Here is an 18884-nt window from a genome sequence, read left to right as displayed (position 1 = left end):
GCATAACAATACGCCAGGCCGCCCCGGCCCCAAAGGGAACACTCAGTTTTGCGGCGCTGCCTGCTGACCGATCAGGGCAACGGTTGCCGCCATCCATGATTTCAGACGTTTTTCATTCTGGCCGAAATCGTCATTGCCATAAACCGACCGGGAATAGGCAAAGACACGGCTGCCCCCCTGTTCGCTGGGAATGACTTTAACATCAACCCAGTCGGGAAAACGGAATATTGGTGTCCGGGCAAGGAAACGCAGTTCAAGCGACAGGCCATCGCCTTCAACCAGTTTCATGCCCAGCTCGCCCGCCGTTGCCTGCAAGGCGGTTGCAACGGTATCCGGTGCGGCGTCAAATGCCGGGCTTTGGGCATTCCGATGCGTCGACGGACATGCTTCAAGCGGACAGATCAGGAAATAGGTCGGCGACTTTGGCAGCTCGATATCCGGGCCCAGGCTGATATCCGCCGGTTCTCCTGCGACCAGCATACTATCGAGCAACCCGCTAAAACGGATCACCGCAAAAGTCAGCCCGCCAACAAACAGAAGCCATGCAAGTACAATCGCCAAGCGTTTCACAAAAATTCCCCGTTCCCGTTTTGTGAGACCTGCTCTACCGCAGGACTCCCTAAATACCGGTTAATTGTTGTAATTCGTCAAGTTAACAAATGCAAAAATGCCCGAACGAGGAACTCGTTCGGGCATTATCTGGAAACCAGCAAGCCACATCGGGGGGGAATGGGTGCGACTATCGATTTCCGCGGGCAACAGGCAGTACGTTATGCCGCCTTCGGAAGCGGTGCGGCAGCAACATTGGCAATCGCGCGTTCCATGGCTTCCTCGGCATTTACCGCAAAACCGGATGCATCGATAACATCAACGTCGGAAATACCGACAAAACCAAGAACCTGTTTCAGATACGGGGTCGCGAAGTCCGCCGGGCTGTTGACCGGAACGCCGCCGGTGGCAACAACGATATAGGCTTTCTTGCCTTCAAGCAGGCCTTTCGGGCCGTTTTCGGTATAGTTGAAAGTCACGCCGACGCGGGCGATCAGGTCAACCCATGCCTTAAGGGTCGACGGAACCGAGAAGTTATACATCGGCGCACCGATGACAACGACGTCGGATGCCTGAAGTTCGGCAACCAGTTTGTCGGAAACGGCGATCACGTCTTTCTGTGCGCCGGAACGGTTTTCAGCCGGGGTATAGAACGCGCCGACAATCTCGCCGGTCAGGGCCGGGATCGATTTATCGTTCAGGTCACGTTCAACAACGTTGGCAGCCGGGGTTGCGGCAACAATGCGTTCGATCAGCTTGGATGCGATCTGGCGCGAATTGGAATTTTCGCCGTTAACCGAGGCATTGATATGCAGGATCGAAGTCATGTGAATTCTCCAAGTCCGGGTTTGTTTCTGTTGCCCTGACTTTAACAGTTTCCATGACGATGATTATCTGATGTCTTTTCACCAGATTGTTGACCAAAAGAGAACAACATACCTGCCGGTTAGTCTTCACCGCGCTGCTTTTGACGTTCCCGGCGCAATTTGTCGAAATATTCGACCCGCTTTTTCAAATCACGTTCAAAACCGCGTTCGACCGGTTCATAAAAATTCTGGCGGCGCATGCCATCGGGAAAATAATTCTGCCCGGAAAAACCGTCTTCCTGATCATGGTCATAGGCATAGCCGGTGCCATAACCGATATCCTTCATCAGCTTGGTCGGGGCATTGAGGATATGGGCCGGCGGCATCAGCGACCCGGTATCGCGCGCGACCTTCAATGACCGTTTATAGGCGGCATAACCGGCATTCGATTTGGGCGCCAGCGCCAGATAGATTACCGCCTGTGCCAGCGCCAGTTCACCTTCCGGGCTTCCGAGGCGTTCGTACGCCTCCCACGCACCCACGCAAATCTGCTGCGCCTGCGGATCGGCAAGACCGATATCCTCGACCGCCATGCGGGTGATGCGGCGTGCGACAAATTTCGGGTCCTCGCCCCCGGCCAGCATGCGGTTAAACCAGTACAGGGCCGCATCCGGGTCCGACCCGCGCACCGATTTATGCAGGGCACTGATCAGGTTGTAATGACTGTCATCGCCCTTGTCATAAAGCGGCATGCGCTTTTGCACGGTGCGCGACAGTTCGGCAACGCCAAGCGGTCCATCATCACTGGGCGGCAACAAAAACAGTTCTTCGGCAAGGTTCAGCAAATAGCGCCCGTCACCATCAGCCATGGCGCGCAGCGTGACCCGTGCCTCGGGCGACAGGGGCAACTCGAACCCCATTTCCTTTTCCGCCCGCACCAGAAGCTCTTCAAGGCCCTGATCATCCAACCGTTTAAGCACCAGCACCTGACAGCGCGACAGCAATGCCGCGTTCAGCTCAAACGACGGGTTTTCGGTTGTCGCCCCGATCAGGGTAATGGTGCCGTCTTCAACGAATGGCAGGAAGCTATCCTGCTGGGCCTTGTTGAAACGGTGGATTTCATCAATGAATAACAGGGTCGAGGCCCCGGTTGCCCGCCGCCCGCGTGCCCGATCAAACACCTTGCGCAGGTCGGCAACCCCGGAAAAGATCGCCGATAGCGGCTCAAACGCCATATCGGCAACATCGGCCATCAGGCGGGCCAGAGTTGTCTTGCCACAACCGGGCGGTCCCCAAAGAATCACCGATGGCACCCGCCCGGTATTGATCATCCGCGTGATCGGCCCGTCATCCCCAAACAGGTGCCCCTGCCCGACGACTTCATCCAGCTTTGCCGGACGCAGCCTGTCGGCCAAGGGCCGGGATGCCTGACTTTCAAACAGTGATACCATGTGGGGCCTTTGATCCTTGGTAAGCGTTGCGGCGGCCGGTTACAGCGTGAATTCAGCGGTCAGAACCTTGCCATCGCGTTTGACCGCAATCGACCATTCACGGGCGCGTTCGCCAGCCTTCACAACTTCCTTCAGGCGGGCGACCGTGTCAATCGGCACCCCATTGACCTCGACGATATAATCGCCGGGCTGGATGCGCGCCCGCCGCGCAAGGCTGTCGCGTTTTACGGCAAGGACAACCACACCGTTGCTTAGCGTATCAATACCGATTTCATCGGCAAGTGCCGGGTTCACATTGGCGATTTTCGATCCGCTGAACGGGTTGCGGCCTTCGACCTCGGTTTCTTCGCGCGCCGGCAGTTCCGGGGCGACTTCAAGCGGCATCCGAAGCATCACCTCCTGCCCCTTGCGCAGCACGGAAAGTTCCGCATCGTGATCAAGTTCCAGCGTCGCGATACGGAATTTAAGCTCGTTCGGGTTATCGACCGGCAGGCCATTCACCGCAATCACGACGTCACCGGGCAGAAGCCCGCCCCGATTGGCCGGGCTGCCCTGGCGTACTTCGTTGATCAGAACACCGTGCGGACGATCCAGATCAAGCGACGATGCCAGATCGGCGGTCACTGACTGCCCGGCTGCTCCCAGCCACGGGCGACGCAAATCGCCACTGATCAGGCCGCGCATCACCACCTTGACCATATTGACCGGAACGGCAAAACCAATGCCGTTCGACCCGCCCGACTTGGTAAAGATTGCCGAATTTACCCCGATCAGCTTGCCATCAATATCGACAAGCGCCCCGCCGGAATTCCCCGGGTTGATCGCGGCATCGGTCTGGATAAAGGATTGGTAATCCTGCCCCGTAACACCGGCACGTGCCAATGCGGAAACAATCCCGCTGGTGACGGTCTGCCCGACCCCGAACGGGTTACCGATGGCAAGGACCAGATCACCGACTTCGACCGCGTCGGAGTCGCCAAGGGTAATGGCTGGCAATTCATCCTTCACATCGCGCAGGCGCAGAACGGCAAGGTCGGTGCGTTCGTCCGAACCAACCAGTTCGGCATCGAATTCGCGATTGTCATGCAGAACGACCCGAATTTCGCTGGCCCCTTCGATCACGTGGTGGTTGGTCACGATTGTGCCATCCGACGATACAATCACCCCGGAACCAAGCGAGCGTTCAACCCGTTGGCGCGGTGCGCCGAATGCCCCGCCAAAACGGTCACCAAAGAACTGGCGGAAGAACGGATCGTTGAAAAACGGGCTGCGCTGCTGGGTGGTAACGACCTTTTTGGTATAGATATTGACCACGGCCGGGGCGGTTTGCTTCACCAGCGGCGACAGGGACATCTTTATTTCGGTCTGGCTTTCGGGCAGGCGCCGATCCTGTGCCGATGCCAACCCAATCTGGCCAAACATGGCCCCCGATACAATCATGATCCCGGTCATGACGGTCGCAATCAATCGTGCCTGCACGTCGAACTCTCTCTTTTCTTCATAAAGCCAGCGCATCTATCCCTTGATAGAACAAAATCGGCCGTATCAGGGGATACATGCCCCGATCAGGGCGGAAAACAGTCTGGTCGGGTTCTAGATCCCCGACAGAAATTAGGGTGATCAGGATTTGCGCGCAACCTTGGCGGAAATATGATGAATTTCGAAATATTTCCAATGCGCGATAATGCCAAAAGAAAACGGGCGGTACCATTGGCACCGCCCGTTTCTATCTTAAAGGCCGAAACGTTGCTTATTCAGCAGACGCTTCTTCGCCTTCGCCCTCTGCTTCAAGGCGAGCACGGTCTTCCGCGCCTTTTGCTTCCGGGTTGCGATCAACGAGTTCGATCACAGCAACCGGAGCAGCATCGCCATAACGGAAGCCAGCCTTGAGAACGCGGGTGTAACCACCCGAACGCTCTTTGTAGCGATCAGCAATTTCGCCGAACAGCTTGGCAACGACTTTCTCGTCACGCAGGATCGAAATGGCCTGACGGCGTGCATGCAGGTCGCCCCGCTTGCCCAGCGTAATCAGTTTTTCGACATACGGGCGAAGATCCTTGGCCTTCGGAAGAGTGGTTTTGATCTGCTCGTGGGTGAGCAGCGAAACCGCCATGTTAGAGAACATCGCCTTACGATGGGACGACGTACGATTAAGCTTACGGCCTTGCATACCGTGACGCATAGGAACTCTCCTTATTGCCTTGGCTTCGCTCACGAAACCGATTGTGATACCGCGCCGCCACCCTGACTAAATCAGGTCATGCACGTGCGGTTTTGGGCACCAGCCCGCCAGAAATTCCGAAAACCGGGTTTCTGGTTGGGGCAGAACGCCTGCCCCGGCAGTCCAAAGTACCGACCCGAAGGCCGAAGATCCGTTCTTAGAACGGGTCTTCGAACTTGCGAGCGAGTTCTTCGATGTTTTCCGGCGGCCAACCGCCGACTTCCATACCAAGATGCAGACCCATCTGAGCCAGAACATCCTTGATTTCGTTCAGCGACTTACGGCCGAAGTTCGGTGTACGAAGCATTTCTGCTTCGGTTTTCTGAACCAGATCACCGATATAGATGATGTTGTCGTTCTTGAGGCAGTTTGCCGAACGGACCGAGAGCTCGAGCTCGTCGACCTTGCGCAGCAGATTGCGGTTGAACGGCAGTTCGTCTTCTTTCTTCTCTTCGACAACCGCTTCCGGCTCGTCGAAGTTGACGAACAGCGACAGCTGGTCCTGAAGAATACGGGCAGCAAGTGCCATTGCATCTTCCGGGGTGACCGAGCCGTTGGTTTCAACGGTCAGCGACAGCTTGTCATAATCGGTATCCTGACCAACACGGGTGTTTTCCACCTTGTAGGCCACTTTACGGATCGGGCTGAAGATTGCATCAATCGGAATAAGACCGATCGGCGCATCCGACGAACGATGCGAGGTCGCAGCAACATAGCCTTTACCGTTATCAACGGTGAATTCGATGTTCAGCGTCGCACCATCATCAAGATGGCACAGCTCGAGATCCGGGTTAAGGATTTCGATGTCGGCACCGGTTTCGATCTGGCCCGCGGTGACAGCACCCGGACCAGTCGCTTTAAGCGCCATTTTCTTCGGACCTTCGGCATGCATGCGCACACCCATGGTCTTGATATTCAGGATGATGTCGGTGACATCTTCACGCACGCCCGGGATCGACGAAAATTCGTGCAATACACCGTCGATCTGGATCGCAGTAACCGCCGAACCCTGGAGCGACGACAGCAGAATGCGACGCAGCGCGTTACCCAGAGTCTGACCAAAACCGCGCTCCAGCGGTTCCGCCACGATCGTACCGATGCGGCTGGCATCCGTACCCGGAGTAACATCAAGCTTGGTCGGCTTAATCAGTTCCTGCCAGTTCTTTTGAATCACGAGACCCACCTTCGCAACTGGAGCCTATGGTAAGGGGGGCACAAAATTGGCCCCCGCGAGAAACGCGAAGAGGCCCGGTCGCCCGGGCCCAAACGCGGGGTCGTCCGCAGATCGGCGCGATTAGACGCGACGACGTTTACGCGGACGGCAACCGTTGTGCGGAATCGGCGTTACGTCTTTGATCGACGTAATGGTGAAACCAACCGCCTGCAGCGCACGAAGAGCAGATTCACGTCCCGAACCCGGGCCTTTAACCTGAACTTCAAGGGTTTTCATGCCGTGTTCAGCAGCTTTTTTACCTGCATCTTCAGCAGCAATCTGTGCAGCATACGGGGTCGATTTACGCGAACCGCGGAAACCCATACCACCAGCGGTCGACCAGGAAATGGTATTGCCCTGAACGTCGGTGATGGTGATCATGGTGTTGTTGAAGGTCGCGTTTACGTGCGCGATACCGTTCGTAATGTTCTTCCGCTCGCGGCGACGCACGCGAGTCTGAGGAGCTTTTGCCATTGTCTGTCCCCTACCTTACTTCTTCTTGCCAGCGATCGGCTTAGCCGGGCCCTTGCGGGTGCGGGCGTTGGTGTGGGTACGCTGACCGCGTACCGGGAGACCGCGACGATGACGCAGACCGCGATAGCAGCCCAGGTCCATCAGACGTTTAATGTTCATTGCGGTTTCACGACGAAGGTCGCCTTCGACGGTGTAATCAGCGTCGATGACTTCACGCACCTTGAGAACCTGGTCATCAGAGAGCTGATGAACGCGGGTTGCTGCTTCGATGCCAACCTTTGCGCAAATTTCTTTAGCTTTCGCCGGGCCAATGCCGGTGATGTAGGTAAGCGCAATCACGACACGCTTAGCGGTCGGGATGTTTACGCCAGCAATACGAGCCACTGTGTGAGACTCCTGTTTCCTGTTAACAAACCCTGCGGCAGATCCGGTAGGACGGGGCGCTGCAAAAGCGGGCCAGCAATACTGCCAACCCGCCAGCAAAAAAATGCCCTGCCCGGGAAATTACCCCAGGATGGCTTCTATCTCGCGCGTAACTTCGTCGATTTCGGCCATCCCGTCAACTGTTTTCAGCTTACCGGCATTCTCATAGTAGGGAATGATCGGTGCTGTCTGCTTGTGATAAGCTTCCAGTCGCGATGTGACCGTCTCGGCATTGTCATCCGCACGGCGTTTGAATTCGGTGCTGCCACATACGTCGCACACACCGTCCTGCTTGGGTTTCTGGAACTCGTCATGATATCCCTGCCCGCATTTCGCGCAGGTGTAGCGACCAACGATACGTGCCACAAGGGCGGCATCGTCAACCCGCAACTCGATCACATAATCAAGTGCCAGTCCCTTGGTTTCCAGCATCACGTCCAGGGCATGTGCCTGGGCTGTGGTGCGCGGAAAACCATCCAGAATGAAACCGTTCTTGGTATCGTCCTGGTCAAGTCGTTCGGAAATCAGACCGATCATCAGATCGTCGGAGACGAGCTTGCCCGCATCCATGACTTCCTTTGCCTTCTGCCCCAGCTCGGTACCGGCGGCGACCGCTGCGCGCAGCATGTCACCGGTCGAAAGCTGAATCATGCCGCGTCCGGTTTCAAGACGCTTTGCCTGGGTCCCTTTGCCAGCACCCGGAGGGCCAAGAAGGATAATGTTCATTGTCGTCCCCCTGACGGTCTTGGTGGCGCCGCCTTAGCGGCGGCGTCCACGCAATTTGGATTTCTTGATCAGGCCTTCATACTGGTGCGCCAGCATATGCGACTGGATCTGTGCTACGGTATCCATGGTTACCGTGACAACGATCAGCAAGCTAGTCCCACCAAAGTAGAACGGCACAGACCATTCGGCGATCAGCAGTTCCGGCAGGATACAGACGAATGCCAGATAAGCCGCACCGATGACCGTCAGACGGGTCAGGATGAAATCCAGATAGTTGGCGGTATTCTTGCCCGGACGGATGCCCGGAATGAAGCCACCATGTTTTTTCAGGTTGTCTGCCGTATCTTCCGGGTTGAAAACAACCGCGGTGTAGAAGAAGGCAAAGAAGACGATAAGCGCGATATACAGACCGATATAAAGCGGCTGGCCACGGCCAAGCAGTGCCGTCACGGTGCTGAGCCACACAGGCGCATCCGCACCGGCAGTGAACTGTGCAACCGAAAGCGGCATCAGCAGAAGCGAGCTTGCAAAGATCGGCGGAATAACGCCGGCCGTGTTGATCTTGAGCGGCAGGTGCGAGCTCTGACCTTCCATGACCTTCATGCCGACCTGGCGTTTTGGGTACTGGATCAGAACACGGCGCTGCGCACGTTCCACGAACACGATGAAGGCAATGACAGCAACAGCCAGCACGAGGATCGCAACGATCACCAGTGCCGAAATCGCACCGGTACGGCCCAGTTCAAGGGTGCCCGCGATCGCGGCCGGAAGGCCCGCAACAATGCCGGTAAAGATGATAAGCGAAATGCCGTTACCGATACCGCGCTGGGTGATCTGTTCGCCCAGCCACATCAGGAACATGGTGCCGCCAACAAGCGTCACGACCGCGGTAAAGCGGAAGAACATGCCCGGATCATGAACCGCAGAGCCGGTTGAACCGCTCATGCTTTCAAGACCAACGGCAATGCCCCACGCCTGGATCGTGGCGATCAGAACGGTCAGATAACGGGTATATTGATTAATCTTTTTACGCCCCTGCTCGCCCTCTTTTTTCATAGCCTCAAGGCTTGGCGAAACAGTGGTCATCAGCTGAATGATGATCGAGGCAGAGATATAAGGCATGATGTTCAGCGCGAAGATGGTCATACGCCCAAGCGCACCACCAGCAAACATGTCAAACATGCCCAGGACGCCACCAGCATTCTGCTGGAAAATATCAGCAAGAATGGACGGGTCAACGCCGGGAATAGGAATATAGGTTCCCAGACGGTAAACTATAAGCGCGCCCAAAGTGAACCATATACGCTTTTTAAGCTCGGTTGCCTTAGAAAAAGACGACCAGTTCAGGTTCGCGGCAAGCTGCTCGGCGGCCGATGCCATGCACTCATCTCCCAATACGCTAAAACTGGAGGGTCCGGTCCCGTAATCTTGGGAACCGGACCCTCACGTAGTCATAGAGGCTTATTCTGCGGTTTCTGCTGCGACGACCGGAGCAAGAACCTTGACCGAACCACCAGCTTTCTCGACGGCTTCGATAGCCGACTTGGAAGCACCGGTAACTTCGATGTTCAGTTTCGCTTTCAGTTCGCCTTTGGCGAGCAGACGCAGACCGTCTTTCTGCGGACGGGCCAGGCCTTTTTCGACCAGAACTTCGATGGTGACATTCGCACCTTCTTCAAGAACACCGTTATCAACGGCGGTCTGAAGGGTACCAAGGTTCACAACACCGAACAGTTTCCGGAACGGATTTTTAAAGCCGCGCTTCGGAAGACGACGGTAGATTGGCATCTGCCCGCCTTCGAAGCCATTGATCGCTACACCGGAACGGGAAGTCTGACCCTTCTGACCTGCGCCAGAAGTTTTGCCTTTACCCGAACCGATACCGCGACCGACGCGGGTGCGCGCCTTGCGGGCACCCGGGTTATCGGCAAGTTCGTTGAGTTTCATTAATCAACACCTTTTCGATCTGGGGGCCAATCAGGCCTCGTCCACGCGGACGAGGTGCTTGACCTTGGCGATCATACCGCGAACAGCCGGAGTATCTTCCAGCTCACGAGTCCGGTGCAGTTTGTTCAGGCCAAGACCCACAAGGGTCTGGCGCTGATCAGCCGGACGTCCGATCGGCGAACCCGTCTGGGTAACGCGTACGGTCGCTTTTTTCTTAGCAGCCATATCGAATTACTCCTTTTCGAGAACGGCGGCCGCAGCCGAACCGCTATCGCGACGGGCAACGATCTCGCCAACCTTCAGGCCGCGTTTTGCAGCGACCTGACGCGGTGAAGCGCCGTTGACCAGAGCGTCAAGAGTTGCACGGATAACGTTGTGCGGGTTGTTCGAACCGGTGCATTTGGACACGACGTCCTGAACACCCATGGTTTCGAAAACTGCGCGCATCGCACCGCCAGCAATGATACCGGTACCAGCCGGAGCAGAACGGAGAATAACCCGACCTGCACCAAAGTGGCCCTGCACATCGTGGTGAAGGGTACGGCCTTCACGCAACGGAACGCGGATCATGTTGCGCTTGGCTGCTTCGGTAGCCTTGCGGATCGCTTCCGGAACTTCACGGGCTTTACCCGTGCCGTATCCGACGCGACCGCGCTGGTCACCGACGACAACCATTGCGGAGAAAGCAAAGCGACGGCCGCCCTTAACGACTTTCGCGACGCGGTTGATACCAACCAGCTTGTCGACGAGTTCGTTTTCTTCACGGGCTTTCGGCGCCTGCTGCTGCTGTTGTGTATTCTGATTACGTGCCATGGTCGTGCTCCTTAGAAGTCCAGACCGCCCTCACGGGCGGCATCGGCCAGAGCTTTCACCCGGCCATGGAACAAATACCCGCCACGATCGAATACGACCGTTTTCACACCAGCGGCAACGGCACGTTCGGCAATAGCTTTACCGACCAGCACAGCTGCTTCGGCATTGCTGCCTTTGCCACCGAGATCTTTCTCGGCCGACGATGCGCAGGCAAGGGTCTTGCCTGCCAGATCGTCGATGATCTGTGCATAGATATGCGCGTTGGAACGGTGCACGCTGAGGCGCGGGCGACCGGCCGCTTTCTGGCGGATCGCAAAACGAACGCGGCGTTTGCGGCGCTCGAAGAGGTTTCTCGCGTTTTTCATCGTGCCAGTCCTTACTTCTTCTTGCCTTCTTTGCGCAAGATATACTCGCCTTCGTAACGGACACCTTTGCCTTTGTAAGGCTCCGGACCGCGCCAGCCGCGTGCATTTGCAGCGAACTGACCAACGAGCTGTTTATCTGCGCCAGAGATGGCGATAAGGGTCGGCTTTTCTGCGACGACGTTAAGACCCGCGGGGATCTCCATTTCCACGTCATGAGAGAAGCCAAGCTGCAGAACCAGTTTATTGCCCTGGACCTGCGCACGGTAACCAACACCGGTGATTTCCAGTTTCTTGGTGAAGCCGTCCGAAACCCCGGTTACGAGGTTTGCGATATTGGCACGGGTGGTACCCCAAAGGGCACGTGCGCGCTTGCTATCGTTGGCCGGTTTCACGGTGATCTGGTTGTCATCCTGTGAAACAGTTACGTCCGAGGTCAGCGGCAGACGAAGCTCACCGAGCTTGCCTTTTGCACTGATCTGTTCTTCGGTCAGGGTGATGGTAACGCCGTTAGGCACGACCACCGGGTTTTTTCCTACTCGCGACATCGTTGGCCCTCCTTAGAATACCTTGCAGAGGATTTCGCCGCCGACATTCTGCTCGCGAGCCTCCTGATCCGACAGAACCCCTTTCGGAGTGGACAGGACTGCGATGCCCAGGCCGTTGTAAACTTTCGGAAGATCTTTGATCTTCGAATAGACACGACGACCAGGGGTCGAGACGCGGTCGATCTGCTTAATCACGCCTTCGCCCTCAAAATATTTGAGTTCGATGTTGATTTCGCTGACGCCCTTGCGAATTTCATTAATGCTGTAACCGCGGATATAACCTTCGCGCTGGAGAACATCCAGCACACCGGTACGCAGTTTTGAAGCCGGCGAAGCAACGCTGGATTTACCAACGCGCTGACCGTTGCGGATACGCGTGAGCATATCGCCTACGGGATCAGTCATCGACATGTGATGTCCTCCTTACCAGCTCGACTTCACCATGCCCGGGATCTGACCACGCGAAGCAAGTTCACGAAGGGCGATACGGGACAGGCGGAATTTGCGATAGACACCGCGCGGACGACCGGAAACCTGGCAGCGAATACGCTGACGGATACGGGCCGAGTTGCGTGGCAGCTGGGCGAGTTTGATCACAGCCGCGATACGATCCTCAGGGGACGTCTCGCGGTTGCTGATGACCGCTTTAAGGGCGGCACGCTTGGCAGCATGCTGCTTAGCCAGGCGCTCACGTTTAAGTTCGCGCTGAACGGCGCTTTTCTTGGCCATGGGCCAACCTCCAGTTAGTTTCCGAACGGAAGATCAAAGCCCTTGAGAAGGGCGAGAGCTTCGGCGTCGGACTTTGCCGTGGTGCAAATGATGATGTCCATCCCGCGAACCGAGTCGACTTTGTCGTACTCGACTTCAGGAAAGACGAACTGTTCCTTGAGGCCCATGGCAAAGTTGCCACGACCATCGAAGGATTTTTTGTTCAGGCCGCGGAAGTCACGAACGCGCGGAAGCGCGACAGTGACCAGACGGTCCAGGAACTCGTACATACGGTCGCGACGCAGGGTCACTTTACAACCGATGTTCATGCCTTCACGAAGCTTGAAAGCCGCTACCGACTTTTTCGCTTTGGTGAAGATAGGCTTCTGACCGGTGATGGCAGTAAGATCGGCTGCCGCACCTTCCAGCTTCTTGCGATCCTGGGTGGCGTCGCCGACACCCATATTGATCACGATCTTCTCGAGGCGCGGAACCTCCATGGAGTTCTCGTAGGAGAACTCCTTCTGGAGTGCGTCACGCACCACTTCTTTATAATGTTCGCGCAGGCGCGTCATTTTTCCGTCCCTCAGTTGTCGATGACTTCGCCGCTGAGCTTCGCTACGCGAACCTTGCGACCATCATCGAGGGTCTTGAAACCGACGCGGGTCGGCTTGTTTTCTTTCGGGTCGACAATCGCCACGTTGGAAACGTTGATTTTCGCTTCCTTCTCGACGATGCCGCCAGCATCAGCACCGGTCGGACGCTGGTGACGTTTCACCAGGTTGATGCCCGAAACCAGAACTTTGTTCTCGGTCGGGAAAGCGGCGATAACTTCGCCGGTTTTCCCTTTGTCTTTACCCGTAAGAACAATGACGCGATCACCCTTTTTAATCTTGGCAGCCATTACAGCACCTCCGGGGCAAGCGAAATGATCTTCATGTAACCACGCGAACGAAGTTCACGGGTCACCGGGCCGAAAATACGCGTACCGATAGGCTCACCGTTCGCATTAATAAGAACGGCAGCATTACGGTCAAAGCGGATCGCCGAACCATCGGAACGACGAATTTCCTTTGCGGTCCGAACGATGACAGCTTTGTGAACTGCACCCTTCTTAACACGACCGCGCGGAATGGCTTCCTTGACGGAAACCACGATAACATCACCGACATTAGCGGTTTTGCGCTTCGAGCCGCCCAGCACCTTGATGCACTGAACACGGCGAGCGCCGCTATTATCGGCAACGTCCAGATTGGACTGCATCTGGATCATGGGTTTACCCCTTGACTATGGTTGGGCTGAGGACTCACTCCTCGACCACTACTTCCCAAGACTTCAATTTCGAGATCGGCCGGCATTCGCGAATACGAACGACGTCACCCGTCTTGAAGCGGTTCTCTTCATCATGCGCGTGGAATTTCTTCGACTTGCGCACATACTTTTTATACAGCGGGTGCATGACCTGGCGTTCCACACGGACCACCACGGTCTTGTCGTTTTTTGTCGAAACGACTGTCCCCTGCAATACACGCCTCGGCATGTGTCTTAACTCCTATGCGTGTCCAGTTAGGCCGCAGTAGCACCCTTCTCGTTTCCGAGAAGGGTTTTGATGCGGGCGATATCACGGCGGACCTTACGGACCTGCGCAGTGTTCTCGAACTGACCGGAAGCCTGCTGGAAACGCATATTGAACGATTCCTTACGCAGGTCGAGCAGCATCTGTTTTAGTTCATCAGCGCTTTTCGCGCGGAGATCAGCAATTTTCATCACTAATTACTCCCCTTCACCAAGACGCGTGACAAACTTGGTCTTGATCGGCAATTTTGCCGCTGCGAGCTCGAAAGCCCGACGTGCAAGATCCAGCGGAACACCGTCAAGTTCAAACATAATCCGACCCGGTTTTACGCGTGCCGCCCAATATTCGACCGAGCCTTTGCCTTTACCCTGACGGACTTCAGCAGGCTTCTGCGATACCGGGAGATCCGGGAAAACACGGATCCACACACGGCCCTGACGGCGCATGTGGCGGGTGATCGCGCGGCGAGCCGCTTCGATCTGACGCGCCGTTATACGCTCCGGCTCCAAGGCTTTCAAGCCATAAGCGCCGAAATTAAGTTCCGTACCACCTTTGGCCTCACCTTTAAGGCGACCTTTGTGTGCTTTACGGAACTTTGTACGTTTTGGAGAAAGCATCTCTCTATCTCCTTACTTACGACCTGAACCAGCCGACTCGAGCGCTTTACGCTCTGAAGCCAACGGATCGTGAGCCATGATTTCGCCCTTGAAGATCCAGACCTTCAGACCGCAAACACCATAGGTGGTGTGAGCTTCCGAAGTGCCATAATCAACGTCCGCACGCAGGGTATGCAGCGGAACGCGACCTTCACGGTACCATTCGGTACGAGCGATTTCAGCACCACCAAGACGACCAGCAGCATTAATACGAATGCCACCAGCACCGAGACGGATTGCGTTCTGAACCGAGCGCTTCATCGCGCGACGGAACGAAACACGGCGCTCAAGCTGCTGGGCGATGTTATCAGCGACCAGCTTGGCATCGATTTCCGGTTTACGGATTTCGATGATGTTAACCTGCACTTCCGACTTGGTCAGTTTCTGCAGATCATTCTTGAGCTTCTCGATGTCCTGGCCTTTTTTCCCGATCACAACACCCGGACGGGCGGAGTGGATCGAAATGCGGGCTTTTTTCGCCGGACGTTCGATAATCACCTTCGAAACACCCGCCTGTTTCAGACGGTCGAAGATGTATTTACGGATCGCCAGATCTTCATGAAGAAGGCCAGCGAAATCGGACTTGTTGGCGTACCAGCGGGAATCCCAGGTACGGTTAATGCCAACGCGCAGACCGATCGGATTTACTTTCTGACCCATTACTCGGCCTCCTCACGTTCGCAGACGACGATGCGCATGTTGGAGAACGGCTTGACGATCTTGCCAACGCGACCGCGTGCGCGGGCCCGCCAACGTTTCATCACGAATGCCTTACCAACAGTCGCCTCTTTGATATAGAGACGGTCGACATCAAGCTGGTGGTTGTTCTCGGCGTTAGCAATCGCCGATTCCAGCAGCTTTTTGACGTCCTGCGAAATGCGTTTATTGGAGAAGGTGAGCTCTGCCAAAGCAGCCTCTGCCTTCATACCACGGATCGACTCGGCGACGAGGTTGAGCTTACGCGGGGAAATGCGTACTGCCCGGAGCGAAGCCGCGGCCTCGTTATCCGCCAGCCGACGGATGTCAGCTTTTTTACCCATCGTTACTTCCTCTTCGCCTTCTTGTCGGCCGCGTGACCATAGTAGGTACGGGTCGGCGAAAACTCGCCGAACTTATGACCGATCATATCTTCGTTCACAAGTACCGGCAGAAACTTCTGGCCATTGTAAACCCCAAAGGTGAGGCCTACGAATTGCGGCAAAATCGTCGAGCGCCGCGACCAGGTCTTAATTACCTCATTCCGGCCTGAAGCACGGACTGTTTCGGCTTTCTTAAGAAGGTATCCGTCTACAAACGGACCCTTCCAAACGGAACGCGCCATAGTCTAGCCTCCTCCGTTAGCTCTTATGACGACGGCGCATGATGAGCGCGTCAGTCTTTTTGTTCGAGCGGGTACGTTTGCCCTTGGTAGGCTTGCCCCACGGCGTAACCGGGTGACGACCACCCGAAGTGCGACCTTCACCACCACCATGCGGGTGATCGATCGGGTTCATGGCAACACCACGAACCGAAGGACGCTTGCCAAGCCAGCGATTGCGGCCTGCTTTACCAAGGTTTGTGTTCTGCTGGTCCTGGTTGGACACGGCACCGATGGTAGCCATGCATTCACCACGAACCAAACGTACCTCACCGGAGGACAGCTTAAGCTGGGCGTAACCCTGGTCCTTGCCGACAAGCTGCACATAGGTGCCTGCCGAACGTGCGATCTGACCACCTTTACCGGCTTTCAGTTCGACGTTATGGACGATGGTACCGACCGGAATATTCTTCAGCGGTGCGGCATTACCCGGCTTAATGTCTACGCGTTCGGCAGCAACAACGTTGTCGCCGACAGCAAGACGCTGCGGTGCGAGGATGTAGGCCAACTCGTCATCGGAATAACGAACCAGGGCGATGAACGCCGTGCGGTTCGGATCATATTCCAGACGTTCGACCGTACCGACGACATCAAACTTGGTACGTTTGAAGTCGATGATGCGGTAACGACGCTTGTGACCACCACCAATACGGCGGGCGGTGATACGACCAGAGTTGTTACGGCCACCTTTCTTGCGAAGACCTTCGGTCAACGCTTTGATCGGCTTGCCCTTGTGGAGATCGGAACGATCGACAAGAACCAGCTGACGGCGACCAGGAGAGGTTGGTTTAAACTTCTTCAAAGCCATGTCTTAGATTCCCGTCGTCACGTCGATGGACTGACCCTCTTCGAGGGTAACCATCGCTTTCTTGAAATCGCTCCGGCGACCGACAGTACCGCGAAAACGCTTGGTCTTGCCTTTTACCACAGAGGTATTGACCGCCTTGACCTTCACCCCGAACAGACCTTCCACAGCAGCCTTGATCTCCGGCTTGGTGGCGTCGATCGCAACTTTGAACGCAACGGCGTTGTGTTCAGAAATCAGCGTCGACTTTTCAGTGATATGCGGGGCGCGGATGACTTCGTACATCCGCTCTTTGCTGATGATCGTCATTTGAGACGTGCCTCCAACGCTTCGACCGCACCCTTGGTCAGCACCAGGGTGTCACGGCGCAGGATGTCATAGACGTTAGCACCAATCTCGGGCAGCACATCAATCTGCGGGATGTTGCGCGCAGCGCGTGCAAAGCCCTCATTGACCTGCGAACCGTCGATGATCAGTGCAGATTTCCAGCCGAGCTTAGCGAAAACTGCGACCAGATTCTTGGTTTTGGCGTCCGAGAATTCCGCGGAGTCCAGAACGATAAGCTTACCGTCCTTTGCTTTGGCCGACAGAGCGGTTTTCAGCGCGAGCTTACGGAATTTCTTGGTCAGATCGTGCGAATGATCGCGAACACGCGGACCATGCGCTACACCACCACCACGGAACTGTACGGCTTTACGGGAACCGTGACGTGCACCGCCACTACCCTTCTGACGTACGAACTTTTTCGTGGTCGCAGAGATCTCGCTCTTTTCCTTGACCTTATGGGTCCCGGCGCGACGCTTTGCCAGCTGCCAGTTCACCATGCGGTGAAGGATGTCACGACGAACGTCCAGACCAAAGATCTCTTCTGCAAGATCGATGTTACCTGCCTTGGACGCGTCAAGTTTCAGAATATCGTGCTTCATGATGCTTATTCCTTATCCTCGGCGGCAGCTTCTTCAGCAGCCGGGGCAGCAGCACCCTTAAGCGCGGCCGGGAACGGCAGACCTTCCGGTGCAGCACGTTTCACAGCATCCTTAACAAGGACATACGCACCAGCATGACCCGGAACAGCACCGTGAACCAGAACAAGACCCTTGTCAGCGTCGGTAGAGACGATTTTCAGGGACTGAACGGTAACGCGAGCCGCACCCATGTGACCAGCCATCTTCTTACCTTTGAAGACGCGGCCCGGATCCTGGCACTGACCGGTGGAACCATGCGAACGGTGCGATACAGACACACCGTGCGACGCACGCAGACCACCGAAGTTATGGCGCTTCATCGCACCGGCAAAACCTTTACCGATGGAGGTGCCGATAACGTCAACGAACTGGCCTTCGACAAAGTGGGCAGCCGAAAGTTCGGCACCGACTTCGATCAGCGCATCTTCGCTAACGCGGAATTCAGCAAGTTTCGCTTTCGGCTCAACCTTGGCTTTTGCAAAGTGACCGCGCATCGGCTTCGATACGTTTTTCACTTTTGCTTTGCCATAGCCAAGCTGAACAGCAACGTAACCGTCGGTGTCGCTGGTACGATTAGCAACGACCTGAAGGTTATCGACTTTCAGAACGGTGACAGGAAGGTGCACGCCTTCGTCCGTGAAGACGCGAGTCATGCCAACCTTCTGGGTAATAAGTCCACTACGCATTGCGGCTTACTCCCGATTAAAGTTTGATCTCGACGTCGACGCCTGCAGCCAGGTCGAGCTTCATCAGAGCATCAACGGTCTGGGGAGTCGGGTCGACAATGTCGAGAAGACGCTTATGCGTACGGATTTCGAACTGTTCACGCGATTTCTTATCGATGTGCGGAGACCGCAGAACAGTGTATTTCTCAATGCGGGTCGGCAGCGGAATCGGGCCGCGGACCTCTGCGCCAGTGCGCTTCGCCGTATTGACGATCTCGCGCGTGGACTGATCCAGCACGCGATGGTCAAACGCCTTCAGGCGAATGCGAATGTTCTGACTATCCATGTAATTATGTACCGGAGCCCTCAAAAGGACACCGGCCCCTCAACTGGAGTTGACGATTGCCGCAAAAGTGTTGCGGGCGGCTTACATAGCCGCCCGCTTCACAAAGATCAAGAGAAAATTACTCGATGATCTTGGCAACAACGCCCGCGCCGACGGTACGACCGCCTTCACGGATTGCGAAACGCAGACCTTCGTCCATTGCGATCGGTGCAATGAGGGTCGCGGTCATCTGGACGTTGTCGCCCGGCATAACCATTTCCGTGCCTGCCGGCA

General features: G+C 56.0%; 31 protein-coding genes and 1 pseudogene. All 32 read right to left on the bottom strand.

Going from position 1 to position 18884, the window contains the following annotated elements:
* Nucleotides 1–42: 42 nt before the first annotated feature.
* Nucleotides 43–570 (bottom strand): DUF1499 domain-containing protein, encoded by a 528-nt coding sequence (locus tag J7395_RS12385; protein ID WP_209221640.1) that lies wholly within the window; start codon nucleotides 568–570, stop codon nucleotides 43–45.
* Nucleotides 571–770: 200 nt separating this feature from the next.
* The gene (locus J7395_RS12380) at nucleotides 771–1376 is read right to left on the bottom strand and encodes an NAD(P)H-dependent oxidoreductase (protein ID WP_062952344.1); all 606 of its coding nucleotides are present in this window, start codon (nucleotides 1374–1376) and stop codon (nucleotides 771–773) included.
* 119 nt (nucleotides 1377–1495) lie between these two features.
* Nucleotides 1496–2806: a replication-associated recombination protein A gene (locus tag J7395_RS12375; protein WP_062958921.1), complete on the bottom strand. Its 1311-nt coding sequence runs from the start codon at nucleotides 2804–2806 to the stop codon at nucleotides 1496–1498.
* A gap of 39 nt (nucleotides 2807–2845) precedes the next feature.
* On the bottom strand, nucleotides 2846–4321 hold the full coding sequence (locus J7395_RS12370) for a DegQ family serine endoprotease (RefSeq protein ID WP_247742104.1): 1476 nt from the start codon (nucleotides 4319–4321) through the stop codon (nucleotides 2846–2848).
* 235 nt (nucleotides 4322–4556) lie between these two features.
* Nucleotides 4557–4988, bottom strand: coding sequence for a 50S ribosomal protein L17 (gene rplQ / locus J7395_RS12365; RefSeq protein WP_007091482.1), 432 nt, complete (start codon nucleotides 4986–4988; stop codon nucleotides 4557–4559).
* 196 nt (nucleotides 4989–5184) lie between these two features.
* Nucleotides 5185–6201 carry a DNA-directed RNA polymerase subunit alpha gene (locus tag J7395_RS12360; RefSeq protein ID WP_007091483.1) on the bottom strand — a complete coding sequence of 339 codons (1017 nt, stop codon included), beginning with the start codon at nucleotides 6199–6201 and terminating at the stop codon, nucleotides 5185–5187.
* A 120-nt stretch (nucleotides 6202–6321) separates the two neighbouring features.
* Nucleotides 6322–6714: a 30S ribosomal protein S11 gene (gene rpsK / locus J7395_RS12355; RefSeq protein ID WP_062952341.1), complete on the bottom strand. Its 393-nt coding sequence runs from the start codon at nucleotides 6712–6714 to the stop codon at nucleotides 6322–6324.
* Nucleotides 6715–6729: 15 nt separating this feature from the next.
* Nucleotides 6730–7098, bottom strand: a complete 369-nt coding sequence (gene rpsM / locus J7395_RS12350) for a 30S ribosomal protein S13 (protein ID WP_007091485.1) — start codon at nucleotides 7096–7098, stop codon at nucleotides 6730–6732.
* Nucleotides 7099–7218: 120 nt separating this feature from the next.
* Nucleotides 7219–7863 carry an adenylate kinase gene (locus tag J7395_RS12345; protein WP_037990968.1) on the bottom strand — a complete coding sequence of 215 codons (645 nt, stop codon included), beginning with the start codon at nucleotides 7861–7863 and terminating at the stop codon, nucleotides 7219–7221.
* Nucleotides 7864–7896: 33 nt separating this feature from the next.
* Nucleotides 7897–9243 (bottom strand): preprotein translocase subunit SecY, encoded by a 1347-nt coding sequence (gene secY / locus J7395_RS12340; RefSeq protein ID WP_062952340.1) that lies wholly within the window; start codon nucleotides 9241–9243, stop codon nucleotides 7897–7899.
* Nucleotides 9244–9324: 81 nt separating this feature from the next.
* Entirely contained in the window at nucleotides 9325–9810 is a 486-nt protein-coding gene (gene rplO / locus J7395_RS12335; protein WP_062952339.1) for a 50S ribosomal protein L15, read from the bottom strand.
* Between the two features lie 30 nt (nucleotides 9811–9840).
* A complete protein-coding gene (rpmD, locus tag J7395_RS12330) occupies nucleotides 9841–10035 on the bottom strand; it encodes a 50S ribosomal protein L30 (protein ID WP_007091489.1) in 195 nt (64 codons plus the stop codon).
* 6 nt (nucleotides 10036–10041) lie between these two features.
* Nucleotides 10042–10623, bottom strand: a complete 582-nt coding sequence (gene rpsE / locus J7395_RS12325) for a 30S ribosomal protein S5 (RefSeq protein WP_007091490.1) — start codon at nucleotides 10621–10623, stop codon at nucleotides 10042–10044.
* Nucleotides 10624–10634: 11 nt separating this feature from the next.
* Entirely contained in the window at nucleotides 10635–10988 is a 354-nt protein-coding gene (rplR, locus tag J7395_RS12320) for a 50S ribosomal protein L18 (protein WP_062952338.1), read from the bottom strand.
* 11 nt (nucleotides 10989–10999) lie between these two features.
* A complete protein-coding gene (gene rplF / locus J7395_RS12315) occupies nucleotides 11000–11533 on the bottom strand; it encodes a 50S ribosomal protein L6 (protein ID WP_062952337.1) in 534 nt (177 codons plus the stop codon).
* Between the two features lie 12 nt (nucleotides 11534–11545).
* Nucleotides 11546–11944, bottom strand: a complete 399-nt coding sequence (gene rpsH, locus J7395_RS12310) for a 30S ribosomal protein S8 (RefSeq protein ID WP_062952336.1) — start codon at nucleotides 11942–11944, stop codon at nucleotides 11546–11548.
* 12 nt (nucleotides 11945–11956) lie between these two features.
* Complete coding sequence (rpsN, locus tag J7395_RS12305) at nucleotides 11957–12262, bottom strand: 30S ribosomal protein S14 (protein WP_062952335.1); 306 nt, start codon at nucleotides 12260–12262, stop codon at nucleotides 11957–11959.
* 14 nt (nucleotides 12263–12276) lie between these two features.
* Nucleotides 12277–12816 carry a 50S ribosomal protein L5 gene (gene rplE, locus J7395_RS12300; protein WP_062952334.1) on the bottom strand — a complete coding sequence of 180 codons (540 nt, stop codon included), beginning with the start codon at nucleotides 12814–12816 and terminating at the stop codon, nucleotides 12277–12279.
* Between the two features lie 11 nt (nucleotides 12817–12827).
* Nucleotides 12828–13145 (bottom strand): 50S ribosomal protein L24, encoded by a 318-nt coding sequence (gene rplX, locus J7395_RS12295; protein ID WP_007091496.1) that lies wholly within the window; start codon nucleotides 13143–13145, stop codon nucleotides 12828–12830.
* Nucleotides 13145–13513: a 50S ribosomal protein L14 gene (rplN, locus tag J7395_RS12290; RefSeq protein WP_007091497.1), complete on the bottom strand. Its 369-nt coding sequence runs from the start codon at nucleotides 13511–13513 to the stop codon at nucleotides 13145–13147. Before rplN ends, rplX begins: the two co-directional genes overlap by 1 nt.
* A gap of 34 nt (nucleotides 13514–13547) precedes the next feature.
* Nucleotides 13548–13781, bottom strand: coding sequence for a 30S ribosomal protein S17 (gene rpsQ / locus J7395_RS12285; protein WP_007091498.1), 234 nt, complete (start codon nucleotides 13779–13781; stop codon nucleotides 13548–13550).
* Nucleotides 13782–13807: 26 nt separating this feature from the next.
* Nucleotides 13808–14008 carry a 50S ribosomal protein L29 gene (gene rpmC / locus J7395_RS12280; protein WP_007091499.1) on the bottom strand — a complete coding sequence of 67 codons (201 nt, stop codon included), beginning with the start codon at nucleotides 14006–14008 and terminating at the stop codon, nucleotides 13808–13810.
* 6 nt (nucleotides 14009–14014) lie between these two features.
* Nucleotides 14015–14434: a 50S ribosomal protein L16 gene (rplP, locus tag J7395_RS12275; RefSeq protein WP_007091500.1), complete on the bottom strand. Its 420-nt coding sequence runs from the start codon at nucleotides 14432–14434 to the stop codon at nucleotides 14015–14017.
* 12 nt (nucleotides 14435–14446) lie between these two features.
* Entirely contained in the window at nucleotides 14447–15133 is a 687-nt protein-coding gene (gene rpsC, locus J7395_RS12270) for a 30S ribosomal protein S3 (RefSeq protein ID WP_062952333.1), read from the bottom strand.
* On the bottom strand, nucleotides 15133–15513 hold the full coding sequence (gene rplV, locus J7395_RS12265; protein WP_062952332.1) for a 50S ribosomal protein L22: 381 nt from the start codon (nucleotides 15511–15513) through the stop codon (nucleotides 15133–15135). The genes rpsC and rplV overlap by 1 nt, the downstream gene beginning before the upstream one ends.
* 2 nt (nucleotides 15514–15515) lie before the next feature.
* Complete coding sequence (gene rpsS, locus J7395_RS12260) at nucleotides 15516–15794, bottom strand: 30S ribosomal protein S19 (protein WP_007091503.1); 279 nt, start codon at nucleotides 15792–15794, stop codon at nucleotides 15516–15518.
* Between the two features lie 16 nt (nucleotides 15795–15810).
* On the bottom strand, nucleotides 15811–16638 hold the full coding sequence (gene rplB / locus J7395_RS12255; protein ID WP_062952331.1) for a 50S ribosomal protein L2: 828 nt from the start codon (nucleotides 16636–16638) through the stop codon (nucleotides 15811–15813).
* 3 nt (nucleotides 16639–16641) lie between these two features.
* A complete protein-coding gene (locus J7395_RS12250; RefSeq protein WP_007091505.1) occupies nucleotides 16642–16944 on the bottom strand; it encodes a 50S ribosomal protein L23 in 303 nt (100 codons plus the stop codon).
* Entirely contained in the window at nucleotides 16941–17561 is a 621-nt protein-coding gene (rplD, locus tag J7395_RS12245; protein WP_062952330.1) for a 50S ribosomal protein L4, read from the bottom strand. The genes J7395_RS12250 and rplD overlap by 4 nt, the downstream gene beginning before the upstream one ends.
* A 5-nt stretch (nucleotides 17562–17566) precedes the next feature.
* Nucleotides 17567–18286 (bottom strand): 50S ribosomal protein L3, encoded by a 720-nt coding sequence (gene rplC, locus J7395_RS12240; protein WP_062952329.1) that lies wholly within the window; start codon nucleotides 18284–18286, stop codon nucleotides 17567–17569.
* 16 nt (nucleotides 18287–18302) lie between these two features.
* Entirely contained in the window at nucleotides 18303–18611 is a 309-nt protein-coding gene (rpsJ, locus tag J7395_RS12235) for a 30S ribosomal protein S10 (protein WP_007091508.1), read from the bottom strand.
* Between the two features lie 118 nt (nucleotides 18612–18729).
* A pseudogene (gene tuf, locus J7395_RS12230) lies at nucleotides 18730–18884 on the bottom strand (elongation factor Tu); the annotation flags it as partial.

The organism is Thalassospira sp. A3_1 (genome assembly GCF_017744215.1).
In the GTDB taxonomy this organism is placed as follows: Bacteria; Pseudomonadota; Alphaproteobacteria; order Rhodospirillales; family Thalassospiraceae; genus Thalassospira; species Thalassospira lucentensis_A.
This window is presented reverse-complemented; position numbering and strand designations above follow the sequence as displayed.

Bases quoted from the DNA above. Each gene is read 5' to 3' on its own strand.
- J7395_RS12380 (WP_062952344.1), bottom strand. From the start codon at position 1,376: ATGACTTCGATCCTGCATATCAATGCCTCGGTTAACGGCGAAAATTCC.
- J7395_RS12375 (WP_062958921.1), bottom strand. From the start codon at position 2,806: ATGGTATCACTGTTTGAAAGTCAGGCATCCCGGCCCTTGGCCGACAGG.
- J7395_RS12370 (WP_247742104.1), bottom strand. From the start codon at position 4,321: ATGCGCTGGCTTTATGAAGAAAAGAGAGAGTTCGACGTGCAGGCACGA.
- rplQ (WP_007091482.1), bottom strand. From the start codon at position 4,988: ATGCGTCACGGTATGCAAGGCCGTAAGCTTAATCGTACGTCGTCCCAT.
- rpsK (WP_062952341.1), bottom strand. From the start codon at position 6,714: ATGGCAAAAGCTCCTCAGACTCGCGTGCGTCGCCGCGAGCGGAAGAAC.
- J7395_RS12345 (WP_037990968.1), bottom strand. From the start codon at position 7,863: ATGAACATTATCCTTCTTGGCCCTCCGGGTGCTGGCAAAGGGACCCAG.
- secY (WP_062952340.1), bottom strand. From the start codon at position 9,243: ATGGCATCGGCCGCCGAGCAGCTTGCCGCGAACCTGAACTGGTCGTCT.
- rplO (WP_062952339.1), bottom strand. From the start codon at position 9,810: ATGAAACTCAACGAACTTGCCGATAACCCGGGTGCCCGCAAGGCGCGC.
- rpmD (WP_007091489.1), bottom strand. From the start codon at position 10,035: ATGGCTGCTAAGAAAAAAGCGACCGTACGCGTTACCCAGACGGGTTCG.
- rpsE (WP_007091490.1), bottom strand. From the start codon at position 10,623: ATGGCACGTAATCAGAATACACAACAGCAGCAGCAGGCGCCGAAAGCC.
- rplR (WP_062952338.1), bottom strand. From the start codon at position 10,988: ATGAAAAACGCGAGAAACCTCTTCGAGCGCCGCAAACGCCGCGTTCGT.
- rplF (WP_062952337.1), bottom strand. From the start codon at position 11,533: ATGTCGCGAGTAGGAAAAAACCCGGTGGTCGTGCCTAACGGCGTTACC.
- rpsH (WP_062952336.1), bottom strand. From the start codon at position 11,944: ATGTCGATGACTGATCCCGTAGGCGATATGCTCACGCGTATCCGCAAC.
- rpsN (WP_062952335.1), bottom strand. From the start codon at position 12,262: ATGGCCAAGAAAAGCGCCGTTCAGCGCGAACTTAAACGTGAGCGCCTG.
- rplE (WP_062952334.1), bottom strand. From the start codon at position 12,816: ATGACGCGCCTGCGCGAACATTATAAAGAAGTGGTGCGTGACGCACTC.
- rplX (WP_007091496.1), bottom strand. From the start codon at position 13,145: ATGGCTGCCAAGATTAAAAAGGGTGATCGCGTCATTGTTCTTACGGGT.
- rplN (WP_007091497.1), bottom strand. From the start codon at position 13,513: ATGATCCAGATGCAGTCCAATCTGGACGTTGCCGATAATAGCGGCGCT.
- rpsQ (WP_007091498.1), bottom strand. From the start codon at position 13,781: ATGCCGAGGCGTGTATTGCAGGGGACAGTCGTTTCGACAAAAAACGAC.
- rpmC (WP_007091499.1), bottom strand. From the start codon at position 14,008: ATGAAAATTGCTGATCTCCGCGCGAAAAGCGCTGATGAACTAAAACAG.
- rplP (WP_007091500.1), bottom strand. From the start codon at position 14,434: ATGCTTTCTCCAAAACGTACAAAGTTCCGTAAAGCACACAAAGGTCGC.
- rpsC (WP_062952333.1), bottom strand. From the start codon at position 15,133: ATGGGTCAGAAAGTAAATCCGATCGGTCTGCGCGTTGGCATTAACCGT.
- rplV (WP_062952332.1), bottom strand. From the start codon at position 15,513: ATGGGTAAAAAAGCTGACATCCGTCGGCTGGCGGATAACGAGGCCGCG.
- rpsS (WP_007091503.1), bottom strand. From the start codon at position 15,794: ATGGCGCGTTCCGTTTGGAAGGGTCCGTTTGTAGACGGATACCTTCTT.
- rplB (WP_062952331.1), bottom strand. From the start codon at position 16,638: ATGGCTTTGAAGAAGTTTAAACCAACCTCTCCTGGTCGCCGTCAGCTG.
- J7395_RS12250 (WP_007091505.1), bottom strand. From the start codon at position 16,944: ATGACGATCATCAGCAAAGAGCGGATGTACGAAGTCATCCGCGCCCCG.
- rplD (WP_062952330.1), bottom strand. From the start codon at position 17,561: ATGAAGCACGATATTCTGAAACTTGACGCGTCCAAGGCAGGTAACATC.
- rplC (WP_062952329.1), bottom strand. From the start codon at position 18,286: ATGCGTAGTGGACTTATTACCCAGAAGGTTGGCATGACTCGCGTCTTC.
- rpsJ (WP_007091508.1), bottom strand. From the start codon at position 18,611: ATGGATAGTCAGAACATTCGCATTCGCCTGAAGGCGTTTGACCATCGC.